The sequence below is a fragment of the Desulfurellaceae bacterium genome (genome assembly GCA_021296095.1).
Lineage (GTDB): Bacteria > Desulfobacterota > Binatia > Bin18 > Bin18 > JAAXHF01.
In genome coordinates this window covers 1-16,818 of record JAGWBB010000029.1, presented here as the reverse complement: position 1 = coordinate 16,818, position 16,818 = coordinate 1, and the positions used below count along the sequence as shown (strand labels likewise).

The following is a 16,818-nucleotide window of genomic DNA, read 5'->3' as shown; positions in this document are numbered from 1 at the left end:
GGATAACCCACATACCGGCCACACGGCCGTTGGGGGAGCTGAGGAATCGGCTGAGAGGATGAGTCCTGGACTCATCGACCCCTGGAACCTGCACTGGGTAATGCCAGCGAAGGGAATACGGTGCCACGTTTTTTCTTCCGTCACATCCGCCGTTGTTTCTACCATGTCTGCCGCCGTCCAGTTGGATTGGGCGCGCGCGGAGGTCGGACCGGTTTGTCCTGCTCGAAAAGGGGGTATCTTGATGAGTAATGCGCTGACACACACACCAGACGGCACGCCGCAAAGCGTGCTGACAACACGTCCCGTGCCCGGCTCGCGCAAGGTCTATGTCGAAGGGGTGCGGGGGGTGCGGGTTCCTTTTCGTGAGATTGAGGCTGAGGGCGGGACCAAGCTGCTCGTCTACGATACCTCCGGGCCGTACACCGACCCGCACGTCGGCATCGACGTGCGCCGCGGCATTGCACCGCAGCGGGCGGCCTGGATTCGCGCCCGAGCCGAGGGCGAAGAGCTGGCCGAGGGGTCTTCCGACCATGGTCGCTTGCGGGAGCGCGATCCACAACTGGCCGCCCTGCGTTTTCCGCACCGTCGTCGTCCCTGGCGGGCTCGGTCTGGCCACAACCTCACCCAGATGCACTACGCTCGCCGGGGCATTGTGACGCCCGAGATGGAGTATATCGCCATCCGCGAAAACCAGAGCCGCGAACTGGCCCGGTCCGGTGCCCAGAACGGCAGCGGCGTCGCTCAGCATCCCGGCCAAGCCTGGGGCGCGTCCATTCCGGCGCTCATTACGCCTGAATACGTGCGCGACGAGGTGGCCAGAGGACGGGCCATCATTCCGGCCAATATTAATCATCCCGAGCTGGAGCCGATGATCATCGGTCGGAATTTCCTGGTCAAGATCAACGCCAATATCGGCAATTCAGCCGTAACCTCGTCCATTGAGGAAGAGGTCGAAAAGATGATCTGGGCCACGCGCTGGGGAGCCGATACGATCATGGATCTGTCGACCGGCGCCAATATTCATGAAACGCGCGAGTGGATCTTGCGTAATGCGCCGGTTCCGGTCGGGACCGTGCCGATCTATCAGGCCCTGGAAAAGGTCGGCGGGAAAGCCGAAGAGCTGAGCTGGGCAATCTATCGCGACACGCTGATCGAACAGGCCGAGCAGGGCGTGGATTATTTCACCATTCATGCCGGGGTGTTGCTGCGCTACGTGCCGCTGACCGCCACACGTCTGACCGGCATCGTCTCGCGAGGTGGCTCGATCATGGCCAAGTGGTGTCTGGCCCACCACCAGGAGAACTTCCTGTATACCCACTTTGCAGAGATCTGTGAGATCATGAAAGCCTACGATGTCTCTTTCAGCCTGGGCGACGGCCTGCGTCCGGGCTCGATCGCCGACGCCAACGATGAGGCCCAGTTTGGCGAGCTGGAGACTCTTGGCGAATTAACCCAGCTGGCCTGGAAACATGAGGTCCAGACCATGATTGAAGGGCCGGGCCATGTGCCGCTGCACCTGATCCAGGCCAATATGCAAAAACAGCTCGAAGTGTGTCACGAGGCGCCATTTTACACTCTGGGACCGCTGACTACCGATATCGCTCCCGGCTACGACCATATCACCTCCGGCATCGGAGCGGCCATGATCGGCTGGTTCGGGTGTGCCATGCTGTGTTATGTCACACCCAAAGAACATCTGGGTTTGCCCGATAAGGACGATGTCAAACAGGGCGTCATCGCCTATAAAATAGCCGCCCATGCGGCCGATCTGGCCAAAGGCCACCCCGGGGCGCAAGCCCGGGACAACGCCCTGTCCCGGGCGCGGTTTGAATTCCGCTGGAAAGATCAGTTCAATCTGTCGCTCGATCCCGAAACCGCCCAGGAGTTTCACGACGAAACCCTGCCGGCAGAGGGCGCCAAAGTCGCCCATTTCTGCTCGATGTGCGGTCCCCACTTCTGTTCAATGAAGATCAGCCAAGAGGTGCGGGACTATGCCGCCGACAAGGGTCTCGACGAAGGAGACGCCCTGAAAACCGGGATGGAGGAGAAAGCCCGGGAATTCAAGCGCGGCGGTGCCGAACTCTACCGCTAGGGGTCGGTCCCGGAATTGACAGTGCCCAGGCTCGCTCGCTATGCTCCGTTACAGCTGTTGAAGAGAGGACGATGGGCATGGCAGAGCTACGCGCGATTTCCGGTGGCAAGGGGAAGAACAAGACATTCTGTCTGGTATACGGAGTCGGTCTCTTCCCGGCCCAGCAGATCGACCAGCTCCGGGCCGGTCAGGTCGAGTTCGGCGCGGGTGGGCATGGCCGTGTCCCACTCCATCTGATAGAGGGCAGTCGCGCCCACATCCGCGCCCAGCTGTTAGCCAGCCTGGACGCTTTCTTCGATATCTATGCTGATGAGGAGGCGGAGGAGACAGCCGCCGTCGCCAGACCGAGGAGGCCGCCTGCTGGTGAGTGAGACCTGTTCGTGGAGGACGCATGCCCTATCCCCAAGCCCTGCAAGCCCTTATCCAGGACTGCCCGCTACTGACCCTGGTCGGTAACACCCCGCTCGTTCCGGTCAGTCTGTTTCGGTCCGAACTGCCCGAGGTTGAGATCCTGACCAAGTGTGAGTTCCTGAATCCCGGCGGCTCGGTCAAAGATCGGCCCGTCCTGCGCATGCTGACCCAGGCCATGGCGGATGGCCGCCTGCCGCCCGAGCGGGTGATTCTGGATTCCTCGTCCGGTAACGCCGGCATTGCGTACGCCATGATCGGCTCGATCCTGGGCCGCAAGGTCGAACTCGTCGTGCCGGAGAACGCCAGCCAGGAGCGCAAGCAACGCATCCGCGCCCATGGGGCGGACCTGGTCTTGACCGACGCCGTTGCCGGCTATGACGAGGCCCTGCGAGAGGTGCGCCGTCGCTATGAAGCGCAGCCCGAGCACTATTTCTTTGCCGATCAGTACAGCAATGACAGCAACTGGCGAGCCCATTATGAGACGACCGCCGAAGAGATTCTGTCTCAGACCGACGGCCGCCTGGACTGGTTTGTGGCCGGCGTCGGTACCGGCGGTACGATTACCGGGGTGGCCCGCCGCCTCAAGGCCCACAACCCGGACATCAAGATTGGCTGTGTGGCGCCCGAAGAGTTCCCCGGGGTCGAAGGGCTGAAACCCTTAGGCCCGGACTATATCATGCCGGAGATCTTTGATCCTGAGCTGGTCGATGCCTGGATACCGGTCCAGATCGAGCACGCCTATGAGATGTGTAACCGGGTCGCCGGTCTAGGGTTCTTTATCGGTCAGTCTTCGGGGGCGTATTTGTACGGCGCCTGGAAAACCGCTCAGCAGCTGGGGCGGGGGCGCATCGTGACCTTATTCCCGGATATTGGTGAGCGCTACAGCAGTACCAGTCTGTGGGAGGCCTGACCCGGTCGCCGGTTTATTTGGCGAAGCCCCGGCGCAGGGATCTGACGGCCTTCATCATGCCTGTCAGCGAGGTGGCTTTTTCGGCAGCGACCAGCTGGGCCATGGCCTGCTGTTCGGCCCTGCTCAGGCCCTGCTGCTTTTGCTGGGCGGCGTCCCGGATGAAGCGTTGCCACATGGACATGGTCGGGATGGACGGTTTGGCTCTGCGCAGCAGACTGCGGACCTTCGGGTTGGCCAGCAGATACAGCTCCTGGGCGTTGAGATTGAGCGCGGTCGAGAGCTTCTCGACGACTTTCTGGCTCGGGTGGCGCATACCGCGTTCCAGATAGCCGATATAGTTTGCCTTGACGCCGACTTTCTTGGCGACCATTTCCTGGGTCAGCGAGAGTTCGCGCCGTCGGTCTTCAATCACGCGACCGAAGCTTTTTTCTGCCATAGTCGAAGGCCCTCCTCCAGCCTGAGACGGTGCCGTCACTTCTAGCATACTTGCGCGCGTCGCGTAAAGCGTGACGGCGGCTGTATGACTCGCACTGTGAGAGGGACTCCCCGGCCGGCCAAATCCTCACTAGATGTGTGGATCGCGTCGCACAAAAAGCCCGCCGGCGGGCGGGCTTTGGTATGGTCGCACGGTGACTCGAACACCGGACCTCTTGCATGTGAGGCAAGCGCTCTAACCGGCTGAGCTATGCGACCGCATCGGAAATCTTCCTATCACGCTCGGGCAAAGACTGTAAGAGGGTTGGGGGATGGCAGGGGTCAGGACGAGGCCGAGGCTGCGGCTGGTTTACTCGATTTGTCTGAGCTGCTCGACGAGGAAGCCGAAGCCGAGCTGTCTTTTTTATTGGTCTTGGTATCCTTGGTCTCTTTGGTGTCGGTCGCATCCGACTTGGTCTTCCCGTTCTTACCATAGTCGGTCGCATACCAGCCGCTGCCCTTGAGGTGAAAGGCCGACTGCGAGATGAGCTTGGTGACCTTGCGGCCGCAGCTCGGGCATTTCTTGAGGGGGTCTTCGGTAATGCGCTGGGTGACTTCAAAGTCGCCGCATTTCTTGCAGGCGTATTCATAGATCGGCATGGCGTGTGGTCCTCCGCTCGAAGCGCAAGCAGCTGTGGGAACGCTAATCATCCCGCTTTTTGTTGTCAAGTCTGGCCAGCAGAGCCTGGAGCCGGCGGCCGATGCGGACCGGTGTCGGGGTCTGAATGTGTACCCGTTTGGCCCGGCTTTTGACGCCCGAGCGGAGGCTGACCGTGCCGGCCCAGCAGCCGGTTCCGCGACGCGCGAGGCTGGACCTGTAGCTCGACCACGAGCCCGGCGGGGCTGAGCTGCCAGGGCAGAGACACGCCGCACCTCAGCCCAGACCGCGGGACAGGTCAAACAGGGTCTGGACCAGAAAGGACTGGAGAAAAATGATGATGACAAACACCGCGATGGGCGTGAGATCAATCCCGCCATACACGGTGGGGAAGGGCAGGAGCTGCCGGACCTTGTCCAGGACCGGGTCGGTGGCGGCGTGCAGAAACCGCACAATCGGATTATAGGGGTCCGGGCTGACCCACGACAGGATGGCCCGAATGATGATGATCCACATATACAGGGACAGCACCATGTTGAGCACAGATGCGACCGACGACAGCAGGTTGCCAATAACAAACATGGTTTCACCTCCTCCTCTCCAGCGCGTCTAGGCTGCTTCAGGCTTTGCCCAACTCCCGCGAGCGACGGGTGGCAGCCTCAATCCCGGCCTCCACGGTGTCGGTAAATTTACCCTTGTGTAGACGGGCCAGCCCGGCCAGAGTCGTGCCGCCCGGAGAGGACACCATCTCGCGCAGCTGTTGCGGGCTGTAGCCCGATTCCTGAAGCATGGCGGCCGCCCCGGTCAGGGTTTGCAGAGCGAGCTGGGTGGCCAGCTTGGGCGTCAGACCGACCCGGCTGCCACCGGCAATCAGCGCCTCGGCAAACAGATACACATAGGCCGGGCCGCTGCCACTCAGGCCGGTCACGGCGTCCAGCAGCGCCTCGTCTTTGACGGCGGTGGCCTCGCCCACCCCACGAAACAGGCTGAGGGCCAGCTTCTCATCCTTGGCCGTGGATTTTTTCCCGCGCGTCACCACCGCCATGCCTTTTGCCAGCAGGGCCGGGGTATTGGGCATGACCCGAATGACCCGGGCGTGGTCTCCGAGACCGCTTTCCAGGCGGGCCAGGGGAACTCCGGCGGCAATGGAGATGAACAGCTGCTTTTTTGTGACCACGGGCCGGATCTCGGCCAGGACCTGATCCAGAATCTGGGGTTTGACGGACAGCACCACGGTGTGGGCGGTTTGCACCAGCCGGGTGTTGTCCCGCATGCCCTCTACGCCATATTGACGTTTGACCTTGCGCAGCTGGGCCGGCAGGGCGTCGCTGACCGCCATGTCCTCGGCGGTGTAGAGTTCTGCCTCCAGCAGGCCCTTAATCAGCGCCCCAGCCATATTGCCCGCCCCGATAAATCCGATGTGTTTCATGCCTGTTGCCCCATTCTATGACCGACGCTGGCCAAATATCGCCCGGCCTATCCGCACCAGGGTCGCGCCCTCTTCAATAGCCGGCGCATAGTCGTTGGTCATGCCCATTGAGAGTTCACGCAGGCTGATATTGGCAGCCTGCATGGCCGCGTACTCGTGCCGCAAACGGGCCAGCCGGCGAAAATAGTGGCGCGCGGGCTGGCTCGGCGGCGGAATCGTCATCAAGCCCTCAACCCGCAGGTGCGACAGGGTCTGCACCGTCTCCAGGAGGGGTCCGAGGTCGTCCACGGCCAGGCCCGTCTTGGTGGCTTCGCCGCCCAGCCTGAGCTCGACCAGGCTGCGCACGGTCCGCCCCTGTTTTTTCGCCTGGCGGTCCAGTTCGCGGGCCAGGCCGATGCTGTCGAGCGAGTGGATGAGGCTGAACAGCGATACCGCAGCCTTGGCCTTATTGCGCTGCAGGTGACCGATCAGATGCCACTCGCCGGCGGTCGCGACGGCAGCCCGCTTGGCCTGCGCCTCCTGGACATAATTCTCGCCTATAGTCGTTGCGCCCGCAGCCAGCGCCGCCCGGACAGCCTGCGGTCCTGTGGTCTTGGCGGCGCATACAATCGTGATGTCCTCCGGCCGGCGTCCACAGCCCAGCGCGGCGCGGGCGACCTGCTCAGACACCCGGGCATAGTTTGCCGCAATATCAATGTCAGCCACGTCCGTCATGAGGCTTTGCCCACGGGGTCAGCCGGGGGAGTATGGATGCCCAGGGTCTGGAAGCAGGCCAGGACCTCGTCCATGGGCAGGCCGACCACATTCGTGTACGAACCCTGAATGTCGGCCACCAGCGCCCGTCCTCGGCCCTGTATCGCATACGCCCCGGCTTTGTCTGCCGGTTCACCGCTCGCCAGGTAAGCGCCGATCTGGGCCTCGGACAGGGGTTTGAAGCGGACCGTGCTGGTCACCAGACGCTCTACCTGGTGCTCAACGCTCAGGACGACAAAGGCGGTCATCACCCGGTGTTGGCGTCCCGACAGCAGCCCCAGCATCCGCCTGCCGTCGGCCTCATCACGCGGCTTACCCAGGATCTGGCCGTCAATCTCAACGATGGTATCGGCGGCCAGAATCCAGGCCGCCGGCTCGCTGCGGGCAACAGCTCGGGCCTTGTCCCTGGCCGTCCGCAGGACGTAGTCGCGCGGGGCTTCTCCCGGCCGGACCTCTTCTGCGGTCTGGCTGGGAATAACCCGAAACCGGAGCCCGGCATTGTGCAGCAACTCCCGCCGGCGCGGTGAGGCCGAGGCCAAAATGAACGGGGCGTCAGGTGTGGGCATGGCACTTCCCCGGATACGGATCCTAGGACTTGAAATGCGGGATGACCTCGGCCCCGAACTGCCGGATACACTCCAGTACCCGCTCCGGGCTGGGTCCCAGGGGCAGACGAAAACGCATGATTAGATAATCGGCCCCGACCACCTCGGTCCACATCTCAATCTGCTCAATACACTCCTGGGGCGAACCCATGACCAGGTATTTCCTCAGCTTGTCAATCGTGAAGTCCGCCTCCGACCGGAAGTCGTCGTTTGGCGAGAGCAGGTTCCAGCGATAGTAAAACAGCATCTCCTGGACCCACAGCGGACCAAACACGGTTTCGGCTTCCTGGCGGCTGGGCGCGACCCAGCCGTCGCGCATCAACACCACCTTGGGCTGACGCTGGTGGGTGACGGCGCTCTCGCGGTACAGCTGGGCCTGTTCCCGGAGCTTGGCCAGCGGCTCCCAGAAGGGCAGGATGCCCCAGCCGTCGCCCAGCCGTCCGGCTCGCTTGATGGCTTCCGGATAGGCCGCCCCAATCCACAGCGGCGGTCCGCCCGGCTGGTAGGGTTTGGGGGTCAGCATGATGTTGTCGAACTGAAAGCGCTTGCCGTGATAGGAGAACGGCTGGTGGCTCGTCCAGGCCTGGCGCAGGATGTCCAGGCTCTCCTCAAAGCGTGAGAAGCGCTGCTGATAGGGAGCGTTGAACAGGCGAAAATAGTCCGGGTGATAGCCCAGGCCGACTCCCAGCACGACCCGCCCTTTGGACATCAGGTCGATCATGGCCACGTCCTCGGCCAGGTGCAGCGGATTATAGTACGGCGGCTGGAGCACGAAGGTGCCCAGATCGACCCGCTCGGTGCGGGTGGCATAGCCGGCCAGCATGATCAGCGGGGGCGGGAACATGGTTTCCGTCCGGTGGTGACGCTCGGGCAGGAAGACGCCGTCAAAGCCGGCCCGTTCGGCCTCAATGCCCTCGTGCAACAGCTGATCGCAGAAGGCTGCGGCCGCCTCGGGGGACGGCTCCGGCTGTTCGTAGGGGCCGCCGTGGGTGTCGGGCATGTAACCGATTTTCATACCGTCTCCGACCCGAACCTAGTACGACTTGGGGAGGCCCAGGACGTGCTCGCCAACATAGTTGAGGACCATTTCCTGGGAGATCGGCGCGATGCGGAACAGCCGCGCCTCGCGCCAGTAGCGCTCGACATCGTACTCCTTGATGTAGCCGTAGCCGCCGTGAGCCTGCATGGCGCGGTCGGCCGCCTCACACGCGGCCTCGGCCGCCATGTATTTGGCGATATTGGACTCTTTGCCGCACGGCTGGCCGTGGTCGTACAGCCAGGCCGCCTTTTGGACCATCAGGTCGGCGGTCTCCAGCTTGGCGAAGGATTCGGCCAGGGGAAACTGAATGCCCTGGTTCATGCCGATCGGCCGGCCGAACACGACCCGCTCCTTGGCGTACTGGACGCTCTTCTGGATCGCCCGGCGGCCCATGCCGACACACTCGGCGGCGACCAGAATCCGCTCCGGGTTGATGCCGTCCAGGATGTAGTAGAAGCCCCGGCCCTCTTCGCCGATCAGGTCTTGCCTGGCCACGCGCAGGTTGTCGATGAACAGCGTGTTGGTATCGACGGCTTTACGGCCGCACTTGTGCAGCTCGTTGACCTCGACCGCCTGGGGGTCGATATCGGCAAAAAACAGGCTCATGCCCAGGGTTTTTTTGGCGGCTTCTTCGTAGGGCGTGGTACGCGTCAGCAGCAGCATCTTTTTGGATTCACGCGCCTTGGTGATAAAGACCTTCTGGCCGTTGACCACGTAGTCGTCGCCCTCGCGTTTGGCAAAGGTCGAGATCTGGGTCGTGTTGGTGCCCGCGTCCGGTTCGGTAACGGCGAACGACACGTGCAGCTCGCCGCTCAGGATGGGCGGCAGGTATTTCTGCTTGGCCTCCTCGGTGCCGTATTTGATGAGCGGTTCCAGGCCGAAAATACCCAGGTGAATGGCCGAGCAGGCCTGCGTGCCGCCGCCGCACTCGGCGACTGTCTGCATGACGATGGCGGCTTCGGTAATGCCCAGACCGCTGCCCCCGTACTCGGGCGGAATCGTCACCCCGAGCCATCCTCCGTCGGCAATCGCCTGATAAAAGTCCCACGGAAACTCGCCCGTTTCGTCCCGCTCGCGCCAGTATTCGTCCGGAAAGCGGGAGCACAGGGCGCGCACCTGTTGTCGAATCTCTTCGTGTTCTTCACTGAGCTGGAAATCCATGACGCCTCCTCCGTATACGCTTCCTTCCCCTCTAACCTGGTATCGATAGGAAGCGTGATGACCATGTCACATCAAATATCACGTTTCCTATTCGGCGCAATTCCTTGCGCGTCCAGACCGCCTGGGATACTGATACGGGAAAACGCAGGAGGCAACTATGGCAGGACGGCTGGACGGAAAAGTGGCCCTGGTGTCGGGCGGAGCGAGCGGTATCGGAGCGGCTCATGCGCGGATTTTTGCCGCCGAGGGGGCCAAGCTGGTGGCCGGCGACCTTCAGGAGGACAAGGGCCGGGCGGTGGTCGAAGCGGTCAACGCAAACGGCGGCGAGGCGGTCTTCGTCAACCTGGATGTGACCCGGCAGGCGGACTGGGAGCGTGCCGTCGGCGAAGCGGTATCACGCTTCGGCAAGCTGACCACGCTGATCAACAACGCCGGCATCTACTGGCCGCGGGGCACCGAAGAGGAAACGCTTGAGGGTTGGAATACCATGATTTCGGTCAACCAGACCGGCGTGTGGCTGGGGATGAAGGCGGCGGTGCCGGCCATGCGCGAGGCGGGCGGTGGGGCGATTGTCAATATCTCCTCTCTGTACGGCCTGATCGGCAGCCCGGGCTCGATCACCTACCACGCCACCAAGGGAGCTGTTCGGCTGATGACCAAGTCGGCCGCCCTGGAGTACGTCAAAGCAGGCATCCGGGTCAACTCGATTCATCCGGGCCAGATAGATACGCCGATTCTCAGCGGTCTCACTCCAGAGCAGAACGAGCAGATCAAAGCCGCAACGCCAATGGGACGCCTGGGCAGGCCGGAGGAGATCGCCTACGGTTCGCTCTACCTGTGTTCGGACGAGGCGGCCTATACCACCGGCACGGAACTGGTGATCGACGGCGGCTGGTTTGCCCAGTAGAGAGGACAGCGATGAACAGACAGAGCCAGATCCAACTCACCCCGGAAGAGCAGCGGGCCTACCTGGTCGAGGCCACAACCATGACCCTGTGTACCATCGACAAAAACGGCTATCCCCACGCCGTTGCCATGTCGTATATGGTCAAAGACGGCTGCATCTACATGACCTCCTTCAAGAAGGCGCAAAAGGTGGTCAACGCCCGCCGCAACCCCAAGGTGACGGTCATGATCGAGTCTGGAGACGCCTACGACCAGCTCAGGGGTCTGATGATCCGCGGCGACTGTGAGGTCATTGACGATCCCCAAGAGGTCTGGAACGTGATGCGTGAGGTTCGTCAGTTTCGGGGTGGCGAAGCGCCCGCCCCTCCAGAGGATGCGGTCCTCAAAGAGCGAGCCAAAAAACGGGCGATTCTCAAGATCACCCCGGTCAAAACCTCAAGCTGGGATCACACCAAGCTGCCCACAGGGACGTACTGAGCGGCGTCGCGATTACTGCCGAGGGGAGGGGGCTTCACGGCGCGCAGGCCCGAATCGCCTCCATGACCCTTGCCTTGCCGTCCGGCTCGCCGCCAACCGGAAAAATGACCGGCAGCCGAATGCCCGACTCCCGATACGCTTCGAGCCGCTCCCGGCTGTCTGCCGCCGGACCGGCAAGGCTCAGGGCCTGGACCATGTCATCCGGGACGAGCCGTGTCGCACCTTCGCGGTCGCCGGTGAGCCAGGCCTGGCGGATGGCGGCGGCCGCTTCGGCAAAACCGCTCTCGGCCATCAGGCGGTTATAGCGCGGGAAAAACCCGGCGTAGAAGGCGGCGGCCGGTCGCAGCCGATCCATCGCTTCCCGCCGGTCCTCGGCCACACTGCACGGCAGCAGCGACACAATATCGACCTCGGCCGGATCGCGCCCCGCCCGGCGGGCGCCCACGGCTACGTGTTCGGCAGCCTGACGGCCGGATTCCAGGGTGCTCCAGACCAGGATCGTGCCCTGCGCGAGTTCGCCGCAGGTCTCCAGCATGCGCGGAAAAACGGCCGACAGATAGATCGGGATGTCGCGCCGCAGCGGCTCAAACCACAGGTCAAAGCTGTCGATGTTGACTTCCTGACCCTGGTACGACACCTGTCCGTCGCGCAGCAAGGTACGGATGATCTCCACGCTCTCGCGCATGCGCTGGACGGGTTTGCGATACACGACGCCGTGCTCCGGTTCGACCTGGACCTTGTGGCTGGAGCCCAGCCCCAGGATCAGGCGTCCCCCAGACAGGTGATCGACGCTGGCCGCAGCCATGGCAATCGTCGGCACGCTGCGGACAAAAATGCTGCTGATGCTGGTACCGAGCAGAATCCGCTCGGTCTGTACGGCACATGCCGACAGGATCGCAAACTGGTCCCCGCCGTGCCCCTCGGCGACCCAGGCCGACTCATAGCCCAGCTCCTCGGCCAGCCTGACGCACTCAACAATCTCTGTTGGTGACATGCCGCCGGCAAACGCTACCCCGATACGAGCCATAGCCGCCTCCTTTCATAATTCGTCATTTCTTATACCACTCCGCCGCCACTGATATTCAGGATTTGCCCGGTGGTATAGGCTGCGGCGTCCGAGCTGAAATACACAGTTGCGGCCGCGATCTCTTCGACCGTGCCAATCCGGCCGGCCGGAATTTCCTGGGTAAAGACCGCCATCTGGGCCTCGCTGATGCCGGCCAGGATGGGCGTGTCGATCAGCCCCGGCGTAATCGCGTTGACCGTAATCCCCGCGTCAATGGCCTCACGCGCCAGGGCTCTGACAAAGCCGTGCACCCCGGCTTTGGCCGCAGCCACATGGGCAGTGTTGGCATAGCCCACATTGCCGACCAGGCCTGTAATACAGACGATGCGTCCCCAGCCGCTGGCGCGCATGTCGTCGATCACGGCCCGCGTGCAGTTGAAGACGCTTTTGAGGTCCACGGCCAGCATGTCGTCCCACTCGGTCTCGGTCATGTCGTGCAGCGGACGGGTGGCAAACACCCCGGCGTTATTGACCAGAATGTCGATCGGACCGAGCGCGGCCCGGGCCTGCTCGACCATGGCCTGCACCTCGCCGAAGCTGGCGACATCGGCGCTGAGCCCCACGGCTCTGCCGCCGCTGGCCTCGGCCTCGCGCACAACCTGGGCAATGCGTTCCTGGTTGCGACCGGTGATAACGACATTGGCACCTTGTTGGGCAAAGGCCAGGGCGATCCCCCGTCCAATGCCCGAACTCGACCCCGTCACCAGGGCTGTTTTTCCGCTCAGATCCATACGCGGCCTCCTTTTTTGCCTATCCCCTGGCTTGGCTATGCCCCACAAGCCGGGCGCGGTCAAGCTTGCGCTTCCAGCGACCCGCTCCGAGTGCAGCAGCCACACCGGAAAAATCCCTCTCAGTCCCCCTTTTCAAAGGGGGAAGCCTGTCCTGAGCCCCGCCGAAGGGCGCGAACGCGCAGGAGGGTTTGTGGAGCAGCATGGTCCTTCTCGAAGAGAGAAAGGCAAGCTGAGACACGACCGGCGGCTTGTGATCGTGGCGGCGAGTGAGGTACAAGGAACAGACATAAGGAGGTGTCCCATGGGCGCTGAAGAGAGCAAAAAAATCGTGTTGGGTTTTATCGAAGATTTATCACACGGCAATATCGACGGCGTGACCGCCGCCTTTGCCGACGATGCGACGTGGTGGCTGCCCGGCTCGCTGCCCGTTTCGGGCACCTACAGTGGCAAACAGGAGATACTCGAAGGTTTCCTTGGCAAGGCGCAGCCCTATTTTGAGCCTAACAGCGTGTCGATCCAGGTACAGAGCGCGATCGCCGAAGACAACGCCGTGGCGGTCGAGTGGATCGCTCGGGGTAAAACCGCCAAGGGCAAAACCTACGAGAACTACTACCACGTGCGCTTCGATGTGAAGGATCAGAAGATCCAGGCGGTCCGGGAATACGTGGATACCCTGTACGCCAAAGACGTGCTGTTCAGCTGAACGCCGTCTCGGGCAGACCGGAATCGAGCCGAACCGGTCTGCCGTCATTCCGCGTGTCCGTAGGCCAGGTCGAGCACGATCTCGCGTCGTGCTCCGACCACTATCCGGCGGCTCAGCTCCCCCAGGCGTTCGTGCCACACCCGGAGCGTGTAGGTGCCGGCCGGCACCTGCTCCAGGTTGAAGCGCCCCTCGGCATCGCTGATCGTGGCGTACGGATGGTCTGTCACAACGAGATAGGCCCGCATCCAGGTATGCAGGACGTTGCAGTCGATGCTGATGCGCCCGGTGTCCCGCAGGGTGTGACGCACCCGACGCCAGTGGGGCAGGCCCAGGTTGAACAGGGTTTCGTAAGACGGCAGGTGGGCGTGGGCGTCGTGCAGAATGGGATCGCTGTTGCGCAACTCCAGCGTCTGGCCGACCACCAGGGTCTGGACCCGAGGAACAAAGGCGCAGGCTTTGTTGTCCAGGACGGCCAAGCCGTGCTCGGCCGCCTTGCCGGCCGTGATGCCCTCGACGATGACCGCCGCATTTTTGACACCCCGGTTCGGGCTGACGATCAGACTCTGATCGGCCACCTCCGCGCCGCACACCGCCCGGTTCTTGTGGACCGGCAGGATGCCCGGCGCGGGGATGGGGCCGCTGAGAACGATCCGACCCCGGATGGTCCCGCCGTCGAGAACCGGGATTTCCTGGTAGCCGAGGCCGGGCGCCGGACAGCTCAGGCCGAGCAACACCCACACCAGGCCGCGCCATCGTCGAGACATGGCGACGCCCGCCTCAGCCGGCCGGCCGCAATGCCGCCGTCCACCGTGACCGCCGCCCCGGTCATGAACGAGGCGTCCGAAGAACACAGAAACAGGCTCACTCGCGCGATTTCCTGCGGGTCGGCAATACGGCCCAGGGCGTGCTGTCTTGCCACCCGGTCGACCTGGGCTACGTTGTTGACATCAATGACCTCGCCCAGCATCGGCGTCAGGACTCCGCCCGGACAGATGCAGTTGATGCGGATATGCTCCGGGCCGTGATCCAGGGCCAGCGATTTGGTGAAATGAATCACCCCGGCCTTGGCCGCGCAGTAGGCAAAGTGCTGGGGCATGCCGATCAGACCGGCAACCGAGGCGATATTGACAATGCTGCCGCCGCCGCTTTCGCGCATGGCCGGAATGGCTGCCTTGCAGCACAGGAACACGCCCTTGAGGTTGGTGTTGACGATGCGGTCCCAGTCCTCTTCGCTGGTATCGTCAATGCCCTTGAACAGCGTCATCCCGGCGTTGTTGATCAGGATGTCCAGCCGCCCGTAGTTGCTGACCGCAGCGTCAACCATGCTCTGGGCATCGCTGGCCCGCGTTACGTCCGCCCTGAGTGCGGTGGCCTGGCCGCCTTCGTTGCGGTTGATCAGCTGGGCCGTCTCCTCCGCGCCGTCCGCGTTGACATCCGCCACCACGACCTTGGCCCCCTCCTGGGCAAACAGCAGCGAGCTGGCGCGGCCCTGTCCAGAACCGCCACCCGTCACAATAGCGACCTGACCGGAAAGTTTCATGGCCTGTCCCTCCTTTGGAAAACTCGCTATGTACACTACGAGAAGAACGCCCGGAACTGAGAGGTGCATACGATGAAATTCGGCTTCATGCAAGATTTCCGTAATCCCCAGCCGTGGGCCCGGCCATACCCCGAGCTGTACCGGGCCGTACTGGAGCAGACGCTGCGGGCCGAGCAGCTGGGTTATGACCACGTGTGGCTGACCGAGCACCACTTTACGGACGACGGCTACAATCCCTCGCTGCTGCCGACCGCAGCGGCGATTGCCAGCTGCACCAGCACGATCCGTATCGGCACGTTTATCCTGCTGCTGCCGTTTCAGCACCCGATTCGGGTGGCCGAAGACGCGACCTGCGTGGACATCTGGTCAAACGGCCGCTTCGACCTCGGCGTCGGCCAGGGCTACTCGTATATGGAGTTTGACGCCCTGTGCATGCCGCGTAAGGAGCGCTCGGCCCGTTTGCGCGAGGGCGTCGAGCTGCTCCAAAAGGTCTGGACCGAGGACCGGGTCAGCTTTGACGGCCGCTTCACCCAGGTCAAAGACCTGCGTCTCAGCCCCAAGCCGGTCCAGCAGCCCATGCCGCTGTGGATTGGCGCGCGGGCGGAGAAGGCGACCCGCAGCGCGGCCCGACTCGGCTGTCACCTGATGGCCACCATCGGCCCCGACCCGGCGCCGTGCTATATCGACGAACTCAAGCAGTGTGGGCGCAACCCGGACGATTTCCATATCGCCCAGCTCCGCCTGGTCTACCTGGCCGAGACCGAGGATCAGGCCTGGGCGGACTGCCAGGATCACCTGTTCAGTATGATGGAGTTCTACGGCCACATCCTGGCCGAGGCCAACGACGCGCCCGGCGACAAAGACGTGTGGACCTTCACCAGGCCGAGCGAGCTGCGCGACTCGGCCTTTGGCCGGGCGGTCATGATCGGCACCCCGGATCAGGTCGCCCAAAAAATGGAGCGCTTCACCAACGAGTTTCAGTGCACCCATTTCATCATGAGCACGCAGTTGGCCGGTATGGACCCCAGGAAATCGACCCGCTCGCTGGAGCTGTTCGCCAAGGAAATCATGCCGAGCTTTCAGACCTGATTTGCGGTAAAACGGGGAAGCGGCATGATTGCGCGGTACGAAGGAACCGTACGAGGCAAGGACACCGGGGAAAATTATGCCCTACGAAAAGGTCGCTGAACCTATTCCTTGGCAACAAGCTTTCGAACGGTCTGATAGTGCTGCGGTGCAATCGCAAGCGGCTTTCTTACTCCTTCTTGGTAGGTAAATGGGAAGGGGACCCAAGACTGGTCTCGAAGCGGTACAAGGCAGTATCCTTGAAGAGGACAGGCCACAATTTCCCCTTCCTCCGATTTTGCACTCCGCCAGGATACGTGTTGGTGCTAGGGACATACAACCTCGTCTCCATCGGCGTTACGAATCGTCCAATTGGATAGATTCTTCTAATCTGGTCGAATTTTTGCCAGACTTGGTTCGTCGTCTTAACAAGGAGCCAACTGGATTGGCCGCAGCAGAACTCATGGAAGCCTGCCTGTTCCACCCAGACTCGCTCGTGCAGATCGCGGCCGCGGCTTCCTATCTAAGGATATATTCAGACTGGGGCACTTTACTCAGTATCCTGGAACGGGGCACTCACGATCAGGACAGCCTTGTGCGTGATGTGGCAGCAACGGAATTGGCAAGGGCTGTGCGCAGTGATCCTCGCCTTACGGAGTTGGCCAGACGTGTTCCTGTCAGGATAGATGGCGAGTCGTCTCAGACCAGCCTCCTTGTCCATGGGACATTTGCGCGGAATTTTTCATGGTGGCAACCTGGAGGTAATTTTCACTCCTATTTGCTAGGGCCTGTCATCAGTTAAGGAGGATCACCGAGGCAGCGAGATAGATAGCTCCCCGAAAGCTGACGGCGCGTTTG

General features: G+C 62.5%; 19 protein-coding genes, 1 tRNA gene and 1 riboswitch. Of the genes, 7 read left to right on the top strand and 13 right to left on the bottom strand.

The features are described from left to right. Positions 1 to 21 precede the first annotated feature (21 nt). A riboswitch (TPP riboswitch) is annotated at positions 22 to 133 on the top strand. A 108-nt stretch (positions 134 to 241) separates the two neighbouring features. From thiC to J4F42_09030, 3 genes are all read left to right on the top strand, one after another. Next, complete coding sequence (thiC, locus tag J4F42_09040) at positions 242 to 2,092, top strand: phosphomethylpyrimidine synthase ThiC (GenBank protein ID MCE2485642.1); 1,851 nt, start codon at positions 242 to 244, stop codon at positions 2,090 to 2,092. A 77-nt stretch (positions 2,093 to 2,169) separates the two neighbouring features. Continuing rightward, the gene (locus J4F42_09035) at positions 2,170 to 2,463 is read left to right on the top strand and encodes a hypothetical protein (protein MCE2485641.1); all 294 of its coding nucleotides are present in this window, start codon (positions 2,170 to 2,172) and stop codon (positions 2,461 to 2,463) included. A 20-nt stretch (positions 2,464 to 2,483) separates the two neighbouring features. After that, positions 2,484 to 3,413 (top strand): cysteine synthase family protein, encoded by a 930-nt coding sequence (locus tag J4F42_09030; GenBank protein ID MCE2485640.1) that lies wholly within the window; start codon positions 2,484 to 2,486, stop codon positions 3,411 to 3,413. 13 nt (positions 3,414 to 3,426) lie between these two features. Here the strand turns inward: J4F42_09030 and J4F42_09025 are convergent, their stop codons facing one another. From J4F42_09025 to J4F42_08985, 9 genes are all read right to left on the bottom strand, one after another. Next, a complete protein-coding gene (locus tag J4F42_09025; GenBank protein ID MCE2485639.1) occupies positions 3,427 to 3,849 on the bottom strand; it encodes a helix-turn-helix transcriptional regulator in 423 nt (140 codons plus the stop codon). A 183-nt stretch (positions 3,850 to 4,032) separates the two neighbouring features. After that, a tRNA-Val gene (locus J4F42_09020) sits at positions 4,033 to 4,106 on the bottom strand. A gap of 63 nt (positions 4,107 to 4,169) precedes the next feature. Continuing rightward, on the bottom strand, positions 4,170 to 4,487 hold the full coding sequence (locus J4F42_09015) for a zinc ribbon domain-containing protein (GenBank protein ID MCE2485638.1): 318 nt from the start codon (positions 4,485 to 4,487) through the stop codon (positions 4,170 to 4,172). Between the two features lie 274 nt (positions 4,488 to 4,761). After that, the gene (locus J4F42_09010) at positions 4,762 to 5,067 is read right to left on the bottom strand and encodes a YggT family protein (GenBank protein ID MCE2485637.1); all 306 of its coding nucleotides are present in this window, start codon (positions 5,065 to 5,067) and stop codon (positions 4,762 to 4,764) included. Between the two features lie 37 nt (positions 5,068 to 5,104). Further along, complete coding sequence (locus tag J4F42_09005; GenBank protein MCE2485636.1) at positions 5,105 to 5,914, bottom strand: pyrroline-5-carboxylate reductase; 810 nt, start codon at positions 5,912 to 5,914, stop codon at positions 5,105 to 5,107. A 15-nt stretch (positions 5,915 to 5,929) separates the two neighbouring features. Next, positions 5,930 to 6,628 carry a YggS family pyridoxal phosphate-dependent enzyme gene (locus tag J4F42_09000; protein MCE2485635.1) on the bottom strand — a complete coding sequence of 233 codons (699 nt, stop codon included), beginning with the start codon at positions 6,626 to 6,628 and terminating at the stop codon, positions 5,930 to 5,932. Next, positions 6,625 to 7,233: a septum formation inhibitor Maf gene (gene maf, locus J4F42_08995; GenBank protein MCE2485634.1), complete on the bottom strand. Its 609-nt coding sequence runs from the start codon at positions 7,231 to 7,233 to the stop codon at positions 6,625 to 6,627. Before maf ends, J4F42_09000 begins: the two co-directional genes overlap by 4 nt. Positions 7,234 to 7,255: 22 nt before the next feature. Further along, positions 7,256 to 8,287 (bottom strand): LLM class flavin-dependent oxidoreductase, encoded by a 1,032-nt coding sequence (locus tag J4F42_08990; protein ID MCE2485633.1) that lies wholly within the window; start codon positions 8,285 to 8,287, stop codon positions 7,256 to 7,258. An 18-nt stretch (positions 8,288 to 8,305) separates the two neighbouring features. Continuing rightward, positions 8,306 to 9,472, bottom strand: a complete 1,167-nt coding sequence (locus J4F42_08985; GenBank protein MCE2485632.1) for an acyl-CoA/acyl-ACP dehydrogenase — start codon at positions 9,470 to 9,472, stop codon at positions 8,306 to 8,308. 157 nt (positions 9,473 to 9,629) lie between these two features. On the opposite strand from J4F42_08985, the gene J4F42_08980 reads away from it, so the two are divergent. Together J4F42_08980 and J4F42_08975 are read left to right on the top strand one after the other, a co-directional pair. Continuing rightward, positions 9,630 to 10,379 (top strand): glucose 1-dehydrogenase, encoded by a 750-nt coding sequence (locus J4F42_08980; protein MCE2485631.1) that lies wholly within the window; start codon positions 9,630 to 9,632, stop codon positions 10,377 to 10,379. Between the two features lie 11 nt (positions 10,380 to 10,390). Next, complete coding sequence (locus tag J4F42_08975) at positions 10,391 to 10,855, top strand: pyridoxamine 5'-phosphate oxidase family protein (protein ID MCE2485630.1); 465 nt, start codon at positions 10,391 to 10,393, stop codon at positions 10,853 to 10,855. Between the two features lie 34 nt (positions 10,856 to 10,889). Here the strand turns inward: J4F42_08975 and J4F42_08970 are convergent, their stop codons facing one another. Then, positions 10,890 to 11,882 carry an LLM class flavin-dependent oxidoreductase gene (locus J4F42_08970; GenBank protein MCE2485629.1) on the bottom strand — a complete coding sequence of 331 codons (993 nt, stop codon included), beginning with the start codon at positions 11,880 to 11,882 and terminating at the stop codon, positions 10,890 to 10,892. A 29-nt stretch (positions 11,883 to 11,911) separates the two neighbouring features. Next, positions 11,912 to 12,652: an SDR family oxidoreductase gene (locus tag J4F42_08965; GenBank protein MCE2485628.1), complete on the bottom strand. Its 741-nt coding sequence runs from the start codon at positions 12,650 to 12,652 to the stop codon at positions 11,912 to 11,914. A gap of 301 nt (positions 12,653 to 12,953) precedes the next feature. On the opposite strand from J4F42_08965, the gene J4F42_08960 reads away from it, so the two are divergent. Next, positions 12,954 to 13,355: a nuclear transport factor 2 family protein gene (locus J4F42_08960; protein MCE2485627.1), complete on the top strand. Its 402-nt coding sequence runs from the start codon at positions 12,954 to 12,956 to the stop codon at positions 13,353 to 13,355. Positions 13,356 to 13,399: 44 nt separating this feature from the next. Here the strand turns inward: J4F42_08960 and J4F42_08955 are convergent, their stop codons facing one another. Together J4F42_08955 and J4F42_08950 are read right to left on the bottom strand one after the other, a co-directional pair. Continuing rightward, positions 13,400 to 14,119, bottom strand: a complete 720-nt coding sequence (locus J4F42_08955; GenBank protein MCE2485626.1) for a hypothetical protein — start codon at positions 14,117 to 14,119, stop codon at positions 13,400 to 13,402. After that, positions 14,074 to 14,895, bottom strand: coding sequence for a glucose 1-dehydrogenase (locus tag J4F42_08950; GenBank protein MCE2485625.1), 822 nt, complete (start codon positions 14,893 to 14,895; stop codon positions 14,074 to 14,076). Before J4F42_08950 ends, J4F42_08955 begins: the two co-directional genes overlap by 46 nt. Before the next feature lie 72 nt (positions 14,896 to 14,967). On the opposite strand from J4F42_08950, the gene J4F42_08945 reads away from it, so the two are divergent. After that, on the top strand, positions 14,968 to 15,984 hold the full coding sequence (locus J4F42_08945; GenBank protein MCE2485624.1) for an LLM class flavin-dependent oxidoreductase: 1,017 nt from the start codon (positions 14,968 to 14,970) through the stop codon (positions 15,982 to 15,984). Positions 15,985 to 16,818 lie beyond the last annotated feature (834 nt).

Excerpts from the sequence above, each read along its gene's own strand:
- thiC (MCE2485642.1), top strand. The coding sequence starts at position 242 with ATGAGTAATGCGCTGACACACACACCAGACGGCACGCCGCAAAGCGTG.
- J4F42_09035 (MCE2485641.1), top strand. The coding sequence starts at position 2,170 with ATGGCAGAGCTACGCGCGATTTCCGGTGGCAAGGGGAAGAACAAGACA.
- J4F42_09030 (MCE2485640.1), top strand. The coding sequence starts at position 2,484 with ATGCCCTATCCCCAAGCCCTGCAAGCCCTTATCCAGGACTGCCCGCTA.
- J4F42_09025 (MCE2485639.1), bottom strand. The coding sequence starts at position 3,849 with ATGGCAGAAAAAAGCTTCGGTCGCGTGATTGAAGACCGACGGCGCGAA.
- J4F42_09015 (MCE2485638.1), bottom strand. The coding sequence starts at position 4,487 with ATGCCGATCTATGAATACGCCTGCAAGAAATGCGGCGACTTTGAAGTC.
- J4F42_09010 (MCE2485637.1), bottom strand. The coding sequence starts at position 5,067 with ATGTTTGTTATTGGCAACCTGCTGTCGTCGGTCGCATCTGTGCTCAAC.
- J4F42_09005 (MCE2485636.1), bottom strand. The coding sequence starts at position 5,914 with ATGAAACACATCGGATTTATCGGGGCGGGCAATATGGCTGGGGCGCTG.
- J4F42_09000 (MCE2485635.1), bottom strand. The coding sequence starts at position 6,628 with ATGACGGACGTGGCTGACATTGATATTGCGGCAAACTATGCCCGGGTG.
- maf (MCE2485634.1), bottom strand. The coding sequence starts at position 7,233 with ATGCCCACACCTGACGCCCCGTTCATTTTGGCCTCGGCCTCACCGCGC.
- J4F42_08990 (MCE2485633.1), bottom strand. The coding sequence starts at position 8,287 with ATGAAAATCGGTTACATGCCCGACACCCACGGCGGCCCCTACGAACAG.
- J4F42_08985 (MCE2485632.1), bottom strand. The coding sequence starts at position 9,472 with ATGGATTTCCAGCTCAGTGAAGAACACGAAGAGATTCGACAACAGGTG.
- J4F42_08980 (MCE2485631.1), top strand. The coding sequence starts at position 9,630 with ATGGCAGGACGGCTGGACGGAAAAGTGGCCCTGGTGTCGGGCGGAGCG.
- J4F42_08975 (MCE2485630.1), top strand. The coding sequence starts at position 10,391 with ATGAACAGACAGAGCCAGATCCAACTCACCCCGGAAGAGCAGCGGGCC.
- J4F42_08970 (MCE2485629.1), bottom strand. The coding sequence starts at position 11,882 with ATGGCTCGTATCGGGGTAGCGTTTGCCGGCGGCATGTCACCAACAGAG.
- J4F42_08965 (MCE2485628.1), bottom strand. The coding sequence starts at position 12,652 with ATGGATCTGAGCGGAAAAACAGCCCTGGTGACGGGGTCGAGTTCGGGC.
- J4F42_08960 (MCE2485627.1), top strand. The coding sequence starts at position 12,954 with ATGGGCGCTGAAGAGAGCAAAAAAATCGTGTTGGGTTTTATCGAAGAT.
- J4F42_08955 (MCE2485626.1), bottom strand. The coding sequence starts at position 14,119 with ATGTCTCGACGATGGCGCGGCCTGGTGTGGGTGTTGCTCGGCCTGAGC.
- J4F42_08950 (MCE2485625.1), bottom strand. The coding sequence starts at position 14,895 with ATGAAACTTTCCGGTCAGGTCGCTATTGTGACGGGTGGCGGTTCTGGA.
- J4F42_08945 (MCE2485624.1), top strand. The coding sequence starts at position 14,968 with ATGAAATTCGGCTTCATGCAAGATTTCCGTAATCCCCAGCCGTGGGCC.